This is a genomic window from Bradyrhizobium sp. BRP22 (genome assembly GCF_020194175.1).
Taxonomy (GTDB): domain Bacteria; phylum Pseudomonadota; class Alphaproteobacteria; order Rhizobiales; family Xanthobacteraceae; genus Bradyrhizobium.
On the sequence record NZ_JADYVX010000019.1, the window covers coordinates 49,134 to 63,420 of the forward strand.

General features: G+C 63.0%; 12 protein-coding genes and 1 tRNA gene. 11 read left to right on the forward strand and 2 right to left on the reverse strand.

What is annotated here, in order from left to right:
• Positions 1 to 758: 758 nt before the first annotated feature.
• On the reverse strand, positions 759 to 1,544 hold the full coding sequence (locus I6F35_RS22650; protein WP_225119881.1) for an SDR family oxidoreductase: 786 nt from the start codon (positions 1,542 to 1,544) through the stop codon (positions 759 to 761).
• A gap of 150 nt (positions 1,545 to 1,694) precedes the next feature.
• On the opposite strand from I6F35_RS22650, the gene I6F35_RS22655 reads away from it, so the two are divergent.
• Positions 1,695 to 2,402 (forward strand): histidine phosphatase family protein, encoded by a 708-nt coding sequence (locus tag I6F35_RS22655; protein ID WP_225119882.1) that lies wholly within the window; start codon positions 1,695 to 1,697, stop codon positions 2,400 to 2,402.
• A gap of 72 nt (positions 2,403 to 2,474) precedes the next feature.
• On the forward strand, positions 2,475 to 3,242 hold the full coding sequence (locus I6F35_RS22660) for an SDR family oxidoreductase (RefSeq protein ID WP_225119883.1): 768 nt from the start codon (positions 2,475 to 2,477) through the stop codon (positions 3,240 to 3,242).
• A gap of 106 nt (positions 3,243 to 3,348) precedes the next feature.
• Here the strand turns inward: I6F35_RS22660 and I6F35_RS22665 are convergent, their stop codons facing one another.
• Complete coding sequence (locus I6F35_RS22665) at positions 3,349 to 4,569, reverse strand: serine hydrolase domain-containing protein (RefSeq protein WP_225119884.1); 1,221 nt, start codon at positions 4,567 to 4,569, stop codon at positions 3,349 to 3,351.
• 168 nt (positions 4,570 to 4,737) lie between these two features.
• Between I6F35_RS22665 and I6F35_RS22670 the strand changes: the two genes are divergently transcribed.
• The 9 genes from I6F35_RS22670 (at position 4,738) to rpoB (ending at position 14,176) form a co-directional block, all read left to right on the forward strand.
• Positions 4,738 to 4,813: transfer RNA gene (locus I6F35_RS22670), tRNA-Trp, on the forward strand.
• Positions 4,814 to 5,032: 219 nt separating this feature from the next.
• Positions 5,033 to 5,224 (forward strand): preprotein translocase subunit SecE, encoded by a 192-nt coding sequence (gene secE, locus I6F35_RS22675; RefSeq protein WP_016840554.1) that lies wholly within the window; start codon positions 5,033 to 5,035, stop codon positions 5,222 to 5,224.
• Complete coding sequence (gene nusG / locus I6F35_RS22680) at positions 5,224 to 5,775, forward strand: transcription termination/antitermination protein NusG (RefSeq protein WP_225119885.1); 552 nt, start codon at positions 5,224 to 5,226, stop codon at positions 5,773 to 5,775. The genes secE and nusG overlap by 1 nt, the downstream gene beginning before the upstream one ends.
• Positions 5,776 to 5,879: 104 nt before the next feature.
• On the forward strand, positions 5,880 to 6,308 hold the full coding sequence (rplK, locus tag I6F35_RS22685; RefSeq protein WP_027583240.1) for a 50S ribosomal protein L11: 429 nt from the start codon (positions 5,880 to 5,882) through the stop codon (positions 6,306 to 6,308).
• 6 nt (positions 6,309 to 6,314) lie between these two features.
• The gene (gene rplA, locus I6F35_RS22690; RefSeq protein ID WP_225119886.1) at positions 6,315 to 7,007 is read left to right on the forward strand and encodes a 50S ribosomal protein L1; all 693 of its coding nucleotides are present in this window, start codon (positions 6,315 to 6,317) and stop codon (positions 7,005 to 7,007) included.
• 97 nt (positions 7,008 to 7,104) lie between these two features.
• Positions 7,105 to 8,061 carry a 2-hydroxyacid dehydrogenase gene (locus tag I6F35_RS22695; RefSeq protein ID WP_225119887.1) on the forward strand — a complete coding sequence of 319 codons (957 nt, stop codon included), beginning with the start codon at positions 7,105 to 7,107 and terminating at the stop codon, positions 8,059 to 8,061.
• A 538-nt stretch (positions 8,062 to 8,599) separates the two neighbouring features.
• Positions 8,600 to 9,118: a 50S ribosomal protein L10 gene (gene rplJ, locus I6F35_RS22700; protein WP_225119888.1), complete on the forward strand. Its 519-nt coding sequence runs from the start codon at positions 8,600 to 8,602 to the stop codon at positions 9,116 to 9,118.
• A 56-nt stretch (positions 9,119 to 9,174) separates the two neighbouring features.
• Positions 9,175 to 9,555 carry a 50S ribosomal protein L7/L12 gene (rplL, locus tag I6F35_RS22705; protein ID WP_225119889.1) on the forward strand — a complete coding sequence of 127 codons (381 nt, stop codon included), beginning with the start codon at positions 9,175 to 9,177 and terminating at the stop codon, positions 9,553 to 9,555.
• A gap of 502 nt (positions 9,556 to 10,057) precedes the next feature.
• Entirely contained in the window at positions 10,058 to 14,176 is a 4,119-nt protein-coding gene (gene rpoB / locus I6F35_RS22710) for a DNA-directed RNA polymerase subunit beta (protein WP_225119890.1), read from the forward strand.
• Positions 14,177 to 14,287 lie beyond the last annotated feature (111 nt).

Sequence of the window (14,287 nt, forward strand, 5' to 3'; positions counted from 1 at the left end):
TCGCTTTCTACCCCAGTGATTTAGGGTCCATGAAGCGGGCAGCATTCCATCGATGCCGCTGGGACACACACGCCCTAGTCGGAGGCCATCCTCGTCCTTTTCGTCCTTTGCTAGTCCTACGAAGATCAAACCCTCCGCAAGGCACGCTCAGCAACGCGGTCGCATCGTTTCCATCGTCCCGTTTGGTAGGGTGTGCTCGGAGTGGGGTCAGTAAAGCCCTTCGTCTTGTTTGCCCGCTCAACACGCCTCGTAATAAGCCTTTCCTGTTAGACCGCCCGAAGCTTGATAATAGTCGGTATAGAGCCACTAGCCTCCCGCGAGCACCAATAACCGGATAATGGCCCCCATGATTTCCTCCCCGCCGCGCACCATCGATGCTTAACAGGGCGAATGAGCGCAATGCAAACGGATCGCGCACCGCACATCTACGGGATGCAGCGACGGGAGAACGCCAAGTCGCCCGAACGGACCAACTTTGGAGGCGCTATTCTCGGCTTCCCAAAGCCGTTTCCAGCCGCTTCCACGCGTTCAATCCGGCCGGGCGCTACATCCCATCCCGGGCCGGAAAGGCCTCTCTCTTTCCGGACCGTCCGGACAGATATTTTTCGCATGAATAAACCGCTTAAAATCCAGACTCATTTCGCAGACTCTAGAGTCGGTCTAACCGGCTAAGAAACGGAAATGATACGGTTTATTCAGGCCGCGCCTTCTCCCACAAGGGGAGAAGGGAAGAACGCACGCGTCGCCTACACATGTTCCTAGATCGGCTTGCCCGTGTACGGCATCGACGCGGTGAGGCCGCCATCGACGGGGATCGCCTGGCCGTTGACGTAAGAGGCTTCGTCGCTCGCAAGGAACAGTCCCATTGCGGCAAGCTCGTGCGGCTGGCCTGCGCGCTTGAGCGGATTGAGCTGGCCGATCTTGTCGGAGGTGCCGCGCTCCTTGGCGCGGTCGAACACCGGTTTTGTCATGCCGGTCTCGATCAGGCCCGGGCAGACTGCATTGATGCGCACGCCGGTGCCGGACAGCGAATAGGCCGTGGTCTGCACCAGGCTGATGACGCCGGCCTTGCTGGCGCCGTACGGATGTCCGCTGGCGCCGGCCTTCAATCCCGCCACCGATGCGGTGCAGATGATCGAGCCATATCCCTGCCTGGTCATATGCGGGATCGAGTGCTTGATCGCGAGGAACGGCCCGAGCAGGTTGATGCGCAGCACCTCCTGCCAGTGCTCGACCGTCTGGTCGGCGAGCGGCACCAGGCCGCCGCTGATGCCGGCATTGGCCCAGATCGCATCGAGCTTGCCATGTTTCGACAGCGCCTTGTCGATGAAGCCCTTCACGTCGGCCTCAAGGCCCGCATCCGCCGTCACGGCCTCGACGGTACCGCCGGCATCGCGGACGAGCTTTGCGGTCTCGTTGACGCCTTCGGTGCGGTCGACCGCGATCAGCTTGGCGCCTTCCTTCGTGAACAACAGAGAGGCAGCGCGCCCGATGCCGCTTCCCGCGCCGGTGATGATGACGGATTTGCCTTCGAGGCGGCCCATATGTTTCTCCCTGGTGGTCATGTGTGCCGGCGCTTGCCGCTTCACGGAATTCAAACAAGATTTCAAACGCCCGAGTCACTTCAGACAAGTCACTTGAGACGTTATGTGCTCTGACGTAGGACACGCGCACACTATTGAAGGGGTCTTGTGATGTCCAATGCCGACAAGCCAAAGGTGGTCACGACGCGGTGGTGGTGGATAAGGCATGCGCCGGTACGCAGCGATGGCGGCAATATCTACGGCCAGAAGGACATTGAATGCGACATCGGCGATCGCGAGGTGTTCGAGGCGGTCGCGAAGATCCTGCCGCGCACCGCAGTCTGGTACGCAAGCAATCTGATGCGCACGCATCAGACCGCGGAGGCGATCTGGGCTGCGGGCTTTCCGCAGCCCGTCGGCATGACCAAGGAAGCCGCCTTCGCCGAACAGCATCTCGGCCGGTGGCAGGGCATGAACCGCGCCGCCTTCCTCGCCAGCCGTCCGGTCGGCAGCCACTGGTTCGCCGACATCAACGAACCCGCGCCCGATGGCGAGAGCTTCATGGACCTCTACACCCGTGTCTGCCGCGCGATCGTTCGGATCAATGCCGCAGAAGCCGGCAAGGACGTGATCGCGGTCGGTCATGGCGGCACGATCAAGGCCGCCGTCGGCCTGGCGCTCGGCGGCCAGCCGGAGAAAGGGCTTGCCTTCGACATCGACAATTGTTCGGTGACGCGGCTCGATCATATCGCAAGCCCGGACACCAGCCTCTGGCGGTTGCCGATGGTGAACCAGCAGCCATGGATCGCGGACGCAAAACATGCCGCGATGCATCAGCCGGCCGGACCGGAAGTCGTGTCGGAGAACAAGCTCGCCTGAACCAGTTGTCGGCGACGATGAACGCTGCTTAGCTTGGGACCAATATCAAGACGTCATATGTGGGAGAGAAACATGAACTTGTTCGACATGAAGGGGAAAGTCGCCGTCATCACCGGCTCGACACGCGGCATCGGCCGCGCCATTGCCGAGCGCATGGCGGAGCATGGCGCCAAGGTGGTGATCTCCTCGCGCAAGGCCGATGTCTGTGACCAGGTCGCGAAAGAGATCAATGACAAGTACGGCAAGGGCACCGCTGTTGCGATTGCCGCGAACATCTCGAGCAAGGAGAACCTTCAGAACCTCGTCGACGAAAGCAATCGCGCCTTCGGCAAGATCGACGTTCTGGTCTGCAACGCAGCGTCGAATCCCTATTATGGTCCGCTGGCCGGCATCTCCGACGATCAGTTCCGCAAGATCCTCGAGAACAACATCGTCGCCAACAACTGGCTGATCTCGATGGTGGTGCCGCAGATGATCGAGCGCAAGGACGGCTCGATCATCATCGTGTCCTCGATCGGCGGCCTGAAGGGCTCGACCATCCTCGGCGCCTACGCGATCTCGAAGGCCGCCGACATGCAGCTCGCGCGCAACCTTGCCTGCGAATACGGCAAGCACAATATCCGTGTGAACTGCATCGCGCCCGGCCTGATCAAGACCGACTTTGCCAAGGCGCTGTGGGACAATCCGGAGAACCTGAAGGCCTCGACCGCACGCTCACCGCTGCAGCGCATCGGCATCCCCGACGAGATCGCCGGCTGCGCGGTGCTGATGGGATCGAAGGCCGGCGACTTCATGACCGGCCAGACCGTGGTGATCGACGGCGGCGCGACGATCAGTTGAGGCCCTGTTCGTCATTCCGGGGCGCGCGTTAGCGCGAACCCGGAATCCAGAAGTTGGGGCTCGAGATTCCGGGTTCAGCCCTGCGGGCTGCCCCGGAATGACGGCGTCAGTCCAGCGCGGCGTAGACGCCGTTCCTGACCAGCGTGCGGGTGTAGTCGCGCTGGCCTGGGCCCTGCGACATGAACACCGCGAACAGGTCCTCGACCGGATCGATCCAGAAGAAGGTGCCGGCGACGCCGCTCCAGAAGAACTGGCCGACCGAGCCCGGAAATGGCGCGATGCCCTGATGAGTGCGCACCGCGAAGCCGAGACCGAAGCCGTGGCCGGGCGGAACCAGCGCGCCCTGGATCTTGACGTCTGGGCCGAGATGATCGGAGGCCATCAGTTGCAGTGTCTTGCGACCGATGATCCTGGTGCCGTCGAGTGCGCCGCCACTCAGCAGCATCTGCGCGAAGCGGGCATAGTCCATCGTGGTCGAAACCAGACCGCCGCCGCCGGACTCCATCGCGGGCTTCTCGAGCATGTTGAAGAGCTGCACCTTCTCGCCGTTCCATGGATCGGTCGCGAACGCCTCGGCGAGCCGGCTCGCATTCTCTTCGCCGGTGTAGAAGGCGGTCTCGGTCATCTGCAGCGGCGCCAGGATGCGTTCGGTCAGGAAGGCGCCGAGCGTCTTCCCGCTGATGACCTCGATGATGCGGCCGAGGATGTCGGTGGAGCGGCTGTAGTTGAACTCGGCGCCGGGCTGGCAGATCAGCGGCATGCTGGCGAGCAGGGTGGCGTGCTCGGCATTGGTGATCTTGCGGCTGCGCAGGCGCGATTGCTGGTAGAGCTGCTGCACCAGGCCGTTGCCGGTGTGGTCGTAGGTGAGGCCGGACGTATGGCGAAGCAGGTCCTGGATCGTCATCTGGCGGCTCGCCGGCTCCAGCTCGAGCTTGCCGTTGTGCTCGACGCCGACCTTGGTCTCGGCGAATTCCGGGATGAATTTCGCGACGGGATCGCTGAGCAGGAGCTGGCCGTCCTCGAGCAGCATCATGATGCCGACCGAGACGATCGGCTTGGTCATCGAGAAGATGCGGAAGATGGTGTCATGCGCCATCGGCGCCCCTTCGGGAGCCTGCCGGCCGATGGCGTCGAACCAGCCGATCTGACCGCGCCTCGCCACCAGCACGGTGGCGCCGGGGATGGTTCCCTTGTCGACCTCGCGCTTGAAGCTGTCGGACATCCGCTGCAGCCGGAGGCTGGAGAGACCAAGCTGCTCCGGCTTGGCGGTGGGCAGGGCTGGCGTCTGCAGGGCGGATGTCGGCCTGGTGGCGGTTTGCGCGTTCATGGTCTCTCCCGTTCGTTCTTGTTGTCGCGGCTGAAGCCGCTGCCGGCTATACATAAAGTCTGGCCCAGAAGCAGGATCTTGAACAGGGCGTTTGCTGCTTCGCCCTTGCATTCGGGGCATGCCCTGTGCTTCAAACGGCGCGAACCGGCGGCGACGCTTCGGTTCCTTAGGAGTGTAGCTCAATTGGTAGAGCACCGGTCTCCAAAACCGGGGGTTGGGAGTTCGAGCCTCTCCACTCCTGCCAGAGTTGCCGATATCTTGACCTTTGGCTGTTCCCGCAGTACATAGCCGCCACCTGCAGCCGGCCCGCTTTTGAACGCGGATATCCGGCGCGGCTTTGATATCCCCCGAACAATCGAGCCTGCTTCCCGGCTCATCCTTCGCGAGAGGGCTGGGCGCTCAAGGATTGTTCGGATTCCTGAAACACTTGAATCGTCTGACGACGGACGCGGACTTAACAAGAATGGCTTTCAGCCCGTTCAAATTCCTGCAGGAAGTGCGCTCGGAGACCGCCAAGGTCACCTGGCCGACCCGTCGTGAGACGACAATCACCACGATCATGGTCTTCGTGATGGTCGCGCTGGCGTCGATCTTCTTCTTCGCCGCGGACCAGATCATCCGCTATCTTATTACCCTCATCCTGGGCATCCACTGATGAGCACTCTGACGCAATCGACGGACAAGCGCTGGTACATCGTCCACGCCTACTCGAACTTCGAGAAGAAGGTGGCGGAGTCGATCCGCGAACAGGCCAAGCAGCGTGGGCTGGAGGAATTGTTCGAGCAGGTGCTGGTGCCGACCGAGAAGGTCACCGAGGTGCGCCGCGGCCGCAAGATCGATGCCGAGCGCAAGTTCTTCCCCGGCTACGTGCTGGTGAAGATGAAGCTCACCGACGAAGCCTTTCACCTGATCAAGAATACCCCGAAGGTAACGGGCTTCCTGGGCGCGGAAAACAAGCCGATGCCGATCTCGGAAGCCGAGGCCATGCACATCCTCCAGCAGGTGCAGGAGGGCGTTGAACGGCCGAAGGCTACGGTATCGTTCGAGATCGGCGAGAATGTGCGGGTGGCCGACGGTCCGTTCGCCTCGTTCTCGGGCGTGGTGGAGGAAATCGACGAGGCCCGTTCGCGCGTGAAGGTCGCGGTCTCGATCTTCGGCCGTGCCACCCCGGTCGAACTGGAATTCAATCAGGTCGAGAAGGTCTGATTTGAAGGAGGACGTGGGAGGAAGAGGGCGGTCGCCAGCCGCTCCCGGTCCGAACCACGGAACCTGAACCCGCCGGACAGTGTCCGGCACAACAGGAGTGATACATGGCAAAGAAAGTGACCGGATACCTGAAGCTTCAGGTCCCGGCCGGTGCGGCGAACCCGTCGCCACCGATCGGCCCCGCGCTCGGTCAGCGCGGTCTCAACATCATGGAATTCTGCAAGGCGTTCAACGCCCAGACGCAGAAGGAAGAGAAGAACACCCCGATCCCGGTGATCATCACGATCTACGCGGATCGTTCCTTCACCTTCGAGATGAAGACGCCGCCGATGTCTTACTTCTTGAAGCAGGCCGCCAAGATCCAGTCCGGCTCGAAGGCGCCGGGCCGCGACAAGGCCGGCCAGGTGACCAAAGCGCAGGTGCGCGAGATCGCCGAGAAGAAGATGAAGGATCTCAATTGCGACACCGTCGAAGCGGCCATGAAGATGGTCGAGGGCTCCGCCCGTTCGATGGGTCTGGAAGTTGCGGGGTAAGGCGCCATGGCAATCGGAAAGCGTTTGAAGAAGGCCCGCGAAGGTATTGACCGCGAGAAGCTTTACCCGCTCGCGGACGCCATCAAGCTGGTCAAGGAGCGGGCCAAGTCGAAGTTCGACGAGACCATCGAGGTCGCGATCAATCTCGGCGTCGACCCGCGCCACGCCGACCAGATGGTGCGCGGCGTGGTGATGCTGCCGAACGGGACCGGCCGCACGCTCCGCGTCGGCGTGTTCGCCCGCGGCGCCAAGGCGGAAGAGGCCAAGGCGGCGGGTGCAGATGTCGTTGGCGCCGAGGATCTGGTCGAGAAGGTGCAGGCCGGCAATATCGACTTCGACCGCTGCATCGCCACCCCCGACATGATGCCGCTCGTCGGCCGTCTCGGTAAGGTGCTCGGTCCGCGCGGCATGATGCCGAATCCGAAGATCGGCACCGTGACCATGGACGTCACCGGCGCCGTGAAGGGTGCCAAGGGCGGCTCGGTCGAGTTCCGCGTCGAGAAGGCCGGCATCGTCCAGGCCGGCGTCGGCAAGGCCTCGTTCTCCGAGGACAAGCTGGTCGAGAACATCAGGGCGCTCGCGGACGCGGTGGTCAAGGCCAAGCCGGCCGGCGCCAAGGGCACCTACGTCCAGCGCGTGGCGGTGTCCTCCACCATGGGCCCGGGCGTGAAGGTCGAGCCGGGCACGCTGCTCGGCTGACCGCTGGCATGGCGTGAGAGTATAAAGAGGGCGGGATCGGGCAGCCGGTTCCGCCCTTCGCTTTACGGCGTCGCGTAGTTTTCCAGGAACAACAACAATGCCCGATAAGGTCCTGATCTATTCGCGCTTTCCCAAGGCCCAGCTCCAGCGCTTCGGCGAGCGCTATGAACTCTTGAACGCCGCTGGCAGGCGGCCGGATGAGGCGTTCTCGGCCGAGGAACTCGCTGATATCCGGGCGCTGATTACCGCCGGCGGCAGCGGAAGGCTCGGTGCCGAGGCCATGGACATGATGCCGAAGCTCGGCGCGATCATCTGCTACGGCACCGGCTATGACGGCATCGATCTTGCCGCCGCCGCCACGCGCAACATTGCGGTCGGCAACAGTCCTGGCGCGAATGCGGCCTCGGTGGCGGACATCGCGGTGACGCTGATGCTGGCGGCCGTCCGCCGGTTGCCGGTCGCTGACAATTATGTGCGGAGCGGCGACTGGGCGGGAGCAAAACCGTCGCCAATGATGCGGCCGCAGGCGGGAATGCGCGGCCGCAAGGTCGGCGTCTACGGCATGGGCGAGATCGGCCGCAAGATCGCCGCGCGCGTCGCCGCCTTCGAGACCGAGGTCGGCTATTTCAGCCGCAGCCGGCACGACGTGCCGTATCGGTATTTTTCGAGCCTCGAAGCGCTGGCCGACTGGTGCAGCATCCTGATGGTTGCAGTGAGGGCCGGCCCCGACAACACCAACGCCGTCAATGCCGACATCCTGCGCCGGCTTGGCACCGACGGGTTCGTCGTCAATATCTCCCGCGGTTCCGTCATCGATGAGGCCGCGCTGGTCGCAGCGCTGTCGGACCAGACCATCGCCGGCGCCGGCCTCGACGTCTACGCGACCGAGCCCCATGCGCCTGATACGCTCACCGCATTGCCGAACGTGGTGCTGACCCCGCATATCGGCGGCCACACCCTGGAATCGCATGTTGCCATGCAGGACTGCGTCCTTGCCAATCTCGATGCGTTTTTCGCCGGCAAGCCATTGCCTTATCAGGTTCGGCTCGCCTGAACTGTTCGCGGCCCGAATTTTGCCCTTGGCAAACGAGGACCGAACCGCTAAACAACCGCCTCCGGGCGTGCTGGCCCTCGCTGGCATGCTCGTGCTCGCATTCCGAAAACTTGGCTCGATTGGAGATCTTTCCTTCCAGGCATCCTATTTGGATCGCTCGAAAGGAAGGGGACCTCTCGGCCCGGTTGGAGTAAGAGCAGGGGCTTCGGCTTAGGCCGAGCCTCGATCCTGTCCGAGACTGCAGGCGCCCGCGACAAACTTCGGTTTTTCAACGGCTTAATCGCATGGCCTGCATAGACGGGTGAAAACCGGATTTTGCTTCGCGCAGAGCCTTAAGCAAGCCGCGCGGGAAGCCGATTTGGTTCGAACCTCGACAGCCCGCGGCCGGAAGGTCGACGGGAGGGCAGGCTTCAAGAATGTCGTCTTGCCCGGCGTGTCCCTCGGACTTCGGTCCCGAGGCGTAAGGTTTGGGTGGGACGATGGGTGCAACCCGGCGGTCCCGCGCGAGCGAAAGACCGCCAACCGGAGAGAGCTTGCTGTGGAACGAGCGGCAAAAAAAGAGGCGGTCGACCAGCTCAACGAGGTCTTCAAGACCACGTCGGTTGCGATCGTTGCTCACTATTCCGGCCTCACCGTCGCCCAGATGCAGACCCTGCGCAAGCAGATGAAGCAGGCGGGCGCGTCGGTGAAGGTCTCGAAGAACCGTCTCGCCAAAATTGCTCTTGAAGGCACTGACGTCGCTGCCATCGGCACCCTCCTGAAGGGGCCGACTGTGATCGCTACCTCCAACGATCCGGTTGCGGCGCCAAAGGTTGCCATCGATTTCGCCAAGGCGAACGAGAAGTTCGTCATCCTCGGCGGGTCGATGGGCAAAACCGTCCTGAATGTCGACGGCGTCAAGGCGCTTGCCTCGCTGCCGTCGCTGGATGAACTGCGCGGCAAGCTCGTCGGCCTCATCGTGGCCCCGGCGACCAAGCTCGCCCAGCTCTCCAATGCGCCCGCGGCCAAGCTCGCGCGCGTCATTCAGGCTCATGCCTCAAAGGGCGAAGCGGCCTGACGCCCTTCGCAAAACTCAAACCCTGGTTCGAACCAAACGTTTAAGGAAACAGATCAATGGCTGACTTGCAGAAAATCGTCGACGACCTTTCGAGCCTCACCGTGCTCGAAGCGGCCGAACTCGCAAAGCTCCTGGAAGAGAAGTGGGGCGTGTCCGCTGCTGCCGCCGTGGCAGTGGCCGGTCCGGCTGCTGCTGGTGGCGGTGCTGCCGCTCCGGCTGAAGAGAAGACCGACTTCACCGTCGTGCTGGCTGCCGCCGGCGACAAGAAGATCGAGGTCATCAAGGAAGTCCGCGCCATCACCGGCCTGGGCCTGAAGGAAGCCAAGGACCTCGTCGAAGGCGCTCCGAAGCCGCTGAAGGAAGGCGTCAACAAGGAAGAAGCCGACAAGATCAAGGCCCAGCTCGAGAAGGCTGGCGCGAAGGTCGAGCTCAAGTAACCCCGAGGGGTTGCGGAGCGAAGATCCCGGGCGAGCAGGGCGGACCCGGGATCGGTCTCGGATCGGGCGAGGCGAAGCCGCGCGCGATCCGGGGGAGGCCATGCAAAAGATGTGCGACGGGTTGTCGCGCTTCGCATGGTACACAAAAAAGTGTGGGGATTCGCGGGTTTAACCCTCGAATCTCCATGATCGTCATCCCATATCGGGCTGGCAGCGGAAAACACGGTTGGCGGCGGGGGCGGCAGGGTTCCCGACGCGATCCGTTGGGAGACAGGCAGATTTCGGGCTTTTTCAGTCCGTGAAGCGACAAGTTTTGACGGGCGGGTGCGTCAAGCGCCCCGCGCGTCCTTTTGCGTTTTGAAGGTCACAAGAACGAATTGAGGATTTTGTTCCTGAATTTGGCCCTTGTTCCTTCGAGGCGATTCGAAATTCAACCCGGGTGCGGTGGCAGTCGCGCTCCGGAAGGTTCGCCCCAAAAGGGCGGCGAAAATGAGAGGCCACGATGGCGCAGCAGACATTCACCGGTCGCAAACGCGTACGCAAGTTCTTTGGTCACATCAAGGAAGTCGCGGAGATGCCGAACCTCATCGAGGTTCAGAAGGCGTCCTACGACCAGTTTCTGATGGTCGATGAGCCCCAGGGCGGGCGGCCGGACGAAGGCCTGCAGGCCGTGTTCCGTTCGGTGTTCCCGATCTCCGACTTCTCCGGCACCTCGATGCTTGAGTTCGTGCGCTACGAATTCGAGCCGCCGAAATATGACGTCGACGAGTGCCGCCAGCGCGGCATGACCTTCGCTGCGCCACTCAAGGTGACGCTGCGCCTCATCGTGTTCGATATCGACGAGGAGACTGGTGCCAAGTCGGTCAAGGACATCAAGGAGCAGGACGTCTACATGGGCGACATCCCGCTCATGACGATGAACGGCACCTTCGTCGTCAACGGCACCGAGCGCGTCATCGTCTCCCAGATGCACCGTTCGCCCGGCGTGTTCTTCGACCACGATAAGGGCAAGACCCATTCCTCGGGCAAGCTCCTGTTCGCCGCGCGCGTGATCCCCTATCGCGGCTCGTGGCTCGACATCGAGTTCGACGCCAAGGACATCGTGTTCGCGCGCATCGACCGCCGCCGCAAGATTCCCGTGACCTCGCTGATGTACGCGCTCGGTCTCGACGGCGAGCAGATTCTTTCGACCTTCTACAAGAAGATCAGCTACAAGCGCACCAAGGACGGCTGGCGCGTGCCGTTCGACGCCAACCGTTTCCGCGGCTATTCCACGGTCAACGACCTGATCGACGCCGACACCGGCAAGGTCGTGCTCGAAGCCGGCAAGAAGCTCACCGTTCGTCAGGCCCGCCTGCTGCAGGAGAAGGGCCTCAAAGCGCTGCGCATGTCGGATGAGGAGCTGGTCGGCAATTATCTCGCCGAGGACCTCGTCAATCCGAAGACCGGTGAGATCTATGCGGAAGCCGGCGAGGAGATCACCGAGAAGCTCCTGAAATCGCTCAACGAGCAGGGCTACAAGGAACTGCCGCTGCTCGATATCGACCACGTCAACGTCGGCGCCTACATCCGCAACACTCTGTCGGCTGACAAGAACATGACGCGCGAGGACGCGCTGTTCGACATCTACCGCGTGATGCGTCCGGGCGAGCCGCCGACGCTGGATTCGGCGCAGGCGATGTTCCAGTCGCTGTTCTTCGATTCCGAGCGCTACGACCTCTCGGCCGTCGGTCGCGTCAAGATGAACATGCGCCTCGAGCTCGATGCGCCCGATACCCATCGCACCTTGCGCAAGGAAGACATCCTTGCGGTCATCAAGACGCTGGTCGACCTGCGCGATGGCAAGGGCGAGATCGACGACATCGACCATCTCGGCAACCGCCGCGTGCGTTCGGTCGGCGAGCTCATGGAGAACCAGTACCGCATCGGTCTGCTCCGCATGGAGCGCGCGATCAAGGAGCGCATGTCGAGCGTCGATATCGACACCGTCATGCCGCAGGACCTGATCAACGCGAAGCCTGCGGCGGCTGCCGTGCGCGAATTCTTCGGCTCCTCGCAGCTCTCGCAGTTCATGGACCAGACCAACCCGCTGTCGGAGATCACCCACAAGCGGCGCCTGTCGGCGCTTGGCCCGGGCGGTCTGACTCGCGAGCGCGCCGGCTTCGAGGTGCGCGACGTGCACCCGACGCATTATGGTCGTATCTGCCCGATCGAGACGCCCGAAGGTCCGAACATCGGCCTGATCAACTCGCTCGCGACGTTTGCGCGCGTGAACAAATACGGCTTCGTCGAGACGCCTTACCGCAAGGTCAAGGACGGCCGCGTCACCGACGAGGTGGTGTACCTCTCGGCGATGGAGGAGGGGCGCTACCGCGTGGCGCAAGCCAACGTGCCGCTCGATCCGAAGGGCCGCTTCACCGAAGACCTCGTGGTCTGCCGTCATGCCGGCGAAGTGTTGCCGGTGACGCCTGACAAGGTCGACTACATGGACGTGTCGCCGAAGCAGCTCGTTTCGGTCGCCGCGGCGTTGATTCCGTTCCTCGAGAACGATGACGCCAACCGCGCGCTGATGGGCTCGAACATGCAGCGCCAGGCGGTGCCGCTGGTTCGCGCCGAGGCGCCGTTCGTCGGCACCGGCATGGAAGGCGTGGTTGCCCGCGACTCGGGCGCCGCGATCGCGGCTCGCCGCTCCGGCGTGGTCGACCAGATCGACGCCACCCGCGTGGTCATCCGCGCCACCGAGGATCTCGATCCGACCAAGTCGGGCGTCGATATCTACCGGCTGATGAAGTACCAGCGCTCCAACCAGTCGACCTGCATCAACCAGCGGCCGCTGGTGAAGGTCGGCGACAGCGTCAAGAAGGGCGACATCATCGCTGACGGTCCGTCGACCGATCTCGGCGAACTCGCGCTCGGCCGCAACGTGCTGGTCGCGTTCATGCCGTGGAACGGCTACAACTTCGAAGACTCGATCCTGCTCTCCGAGCGGATCGTGAAGGACGACGTCTTCACCTCGATCCACATCGAGGAATTCGAGGTGATGGCCCGCGACACCAAGCTCGGTCCTGAGGAAATCACGCGCGACATTCCGAACGTTTCGGAAGAGGCGCTGAAGAACCTCGACGAGGCCGGCATCGTCTATATCGGCGCGGAAGTGCGCGCCGGCGACATCCTGGTTGGCAAGATCACGCCGAAGGGCGAAAGCCCGATGACGCCGGAAGAGAAGCTGCTCCGCGCCATCTTCGGCGAAAAGGCCTCCGACGTCCGCGACACCTCGCTGCGCGTGCCTCCGGGCGTGCAGGGCACGATCGTGGAAGTCCGCGTGTTCAACCGCCACGGCGTCGACAAGGACGAGCGTGCGCTGGCGATCGAGCGGGAGGAGATCGAGCGACTCGCCAAGGACCGCGACGACGAGCAGGCGATCCTCGACCGTAACGTCTACAGCCGTCTCGCCGAGCTGCTGGAGAACCGCCAGGGCATTTCCGGCCCGAAGGGCTTCAAGAAGGACACCAAGATCACCCGCGCGGTGCTTGACGAGTATCCGAAGTCCCAGTGGTGGCTGTTCGCCTCGCCCAACGACAAGCTGATGGCCGAGATCGAGGCGATGCGTAAGCAGTACGATGAGTCGAAGAAGGGGCTCGAGCAGCGCTTCCTCGACAAGGTCGAAAAGCTGCAGCGCGGCGACGAACTTCCGCCCGGCGTGATGAAGATGGTCAAGGTCTTCGTCGCGGTGAAGCGCAAGATCCAGCCCGGCGACAAGATGGCCGGCCGCCACGGCAACAAGGGCGTGGTGTCCAAGATCGTGCCGATCGAGGACATGCCGTTCCTCGAGGACGGTACGCATGCGGATATCGTGCTGAACCCGCTCGGCGTGCCCTCGCGCATGAACGTCGGCCAGATCCTCGAGACCCATCTCGGATGGGCCTGCGCCGGCCTCGGCAGGCGCATCGGCCAGACCATCGACGCCTACTATCAGAAGCAGGATCTCAAGCCGCTGCGCGAGACCCTGAAGAGGATCTATGGCGACGATGAAACCATCCGCTCGCTGAACGACAACGAGCTGATCGAGCTTGGCCGCAATCTGAGCCACGGCGTGCCGATCGCAACCCCGGTGTTCGACGGCGCCAAGGAGGCCGACATCGAGGAGATGCTGAAGCTTGCTGGCTTCGACGCCTCCGGCCAGTCGACCGTCTATGACGGCCGCACCGGCGATCCCTTCGATCGCAAGGTGACGGTGGGCTACATCTACATGCTGAAGCTGCACCACCTGGTGGACGACAAGATCCACGCCCGCTCGATCGGCCCGTACTCGCTGGTCACCCAGCAGCCGCTGGGCGGCAAGGCGCAGTTCGGCGGCCAGCGCTTCGGCGAAATGGAGGTGTGGGCGCTGGAAGCCTATGGCGCGGCCTACACGCTGCAGGAGATGCTGACCGTGAAGTCGGACGACGTCGCCGGCCGTACCAAGGTGTACGAGGCGATCGTGCGCGGCGACGACACGTTCGAGGCTGGTATCCCCGAGTCGTTCAACGTGCTGGTCAAGGAAATGCGCTCGCTCGGCCTCAACGTCGACCTGCACAATTCCAAGATGGGACCGGCGCCGACGTCGGAAGCGGCCGAGTAATTTTGTGAAGGCGGCGGTGACGCCGCCTTCGCCACCGTCATCGTCCGCGGAGGCGGACGATCCAGTAACCGCGGCAGCGGTGATTACTGGATGCCCCGCCTTCGCGGGGCA

Excerpts from the sequence above, each read along its gene's own strand:
- I6F35_RS22650 (WP_225119881.1), bottom strand. The coding sequence starts at position 1,544 with ATGGGCCGCCTCGAAGGCAAATCCGTCATCATCACCGGCGCGGGAAGC.
- I6F35_RS22655 (WP_225119882.1), top strand. The coding sequence starts at position 1,695 with ATGTCCAATGCCGACAAGCCAAAGGTGGTCACGACGCGGTGGTGGTGG.
- I6F35_RS22660 (WP_225119883.1), top strand. The coding sequence starts at position 2,475 with ATGAACTTGTTCGACATGAAGGGGAAAGTCGCCGTCATCACCGGCTCG.
- I6F35_RS22665 (WP_225119884.1), bottom strand. The coding sequence starts at position 4,569 with ATGAACGCGCAAACCGCCACCAGGCCGACATCCGCCCTGCAGACGCCA.
- secE (WP_016840554.1), top strand. The coding sequence starts at position 5,033 with ATGGCTTTCAGCCCGTTCAAATTCCTGCAGGAAGTGCGCTCGGAGACC.
- nusG (WP_225119885.1), top strand. The coding sequence starts at position 5,224 with ATGAGCACTCTGACGCAATCGACGGACAAGCGCTGGTACATCGTCCAC.
- rplK (WP_027583240.1), top strand. The coding sequence starts at position 5,880 with ATGGCAAAGAAAGTGACCGGATACCTGAAGCTTCAGGTCCCGGCCGGT.
- rplA (WP_225119886.1), top strand. The coding sequence starts at position 6,315 with ATGGCAATCGGAAAGCGTTTGAAGAAGGCCCGCGAAGGTATTGACCGC.
- I6F35_RS22695 (WP_225119887.1), top strand. The coding sequence starts at position 7,105 with ATGCCCGATAAGGTCCTGATCTATTCGCGCTTTCCCAAGGCCCAGCTC.
- rplL (WP_225119889.1), top strand. The coding sequence starts at position 9,175 with ATGGCTGACTTGCAGAAAATCGTCGACGACCTTTCGAGCCTCACCGTG.
- rpoB (WP_225119890.1), top strand. The coding sequence starts at position 10,058 with ATGGCGCAGCAGACATTCACCGGTCGCAAACGCGTACGCAAGTTCTTT.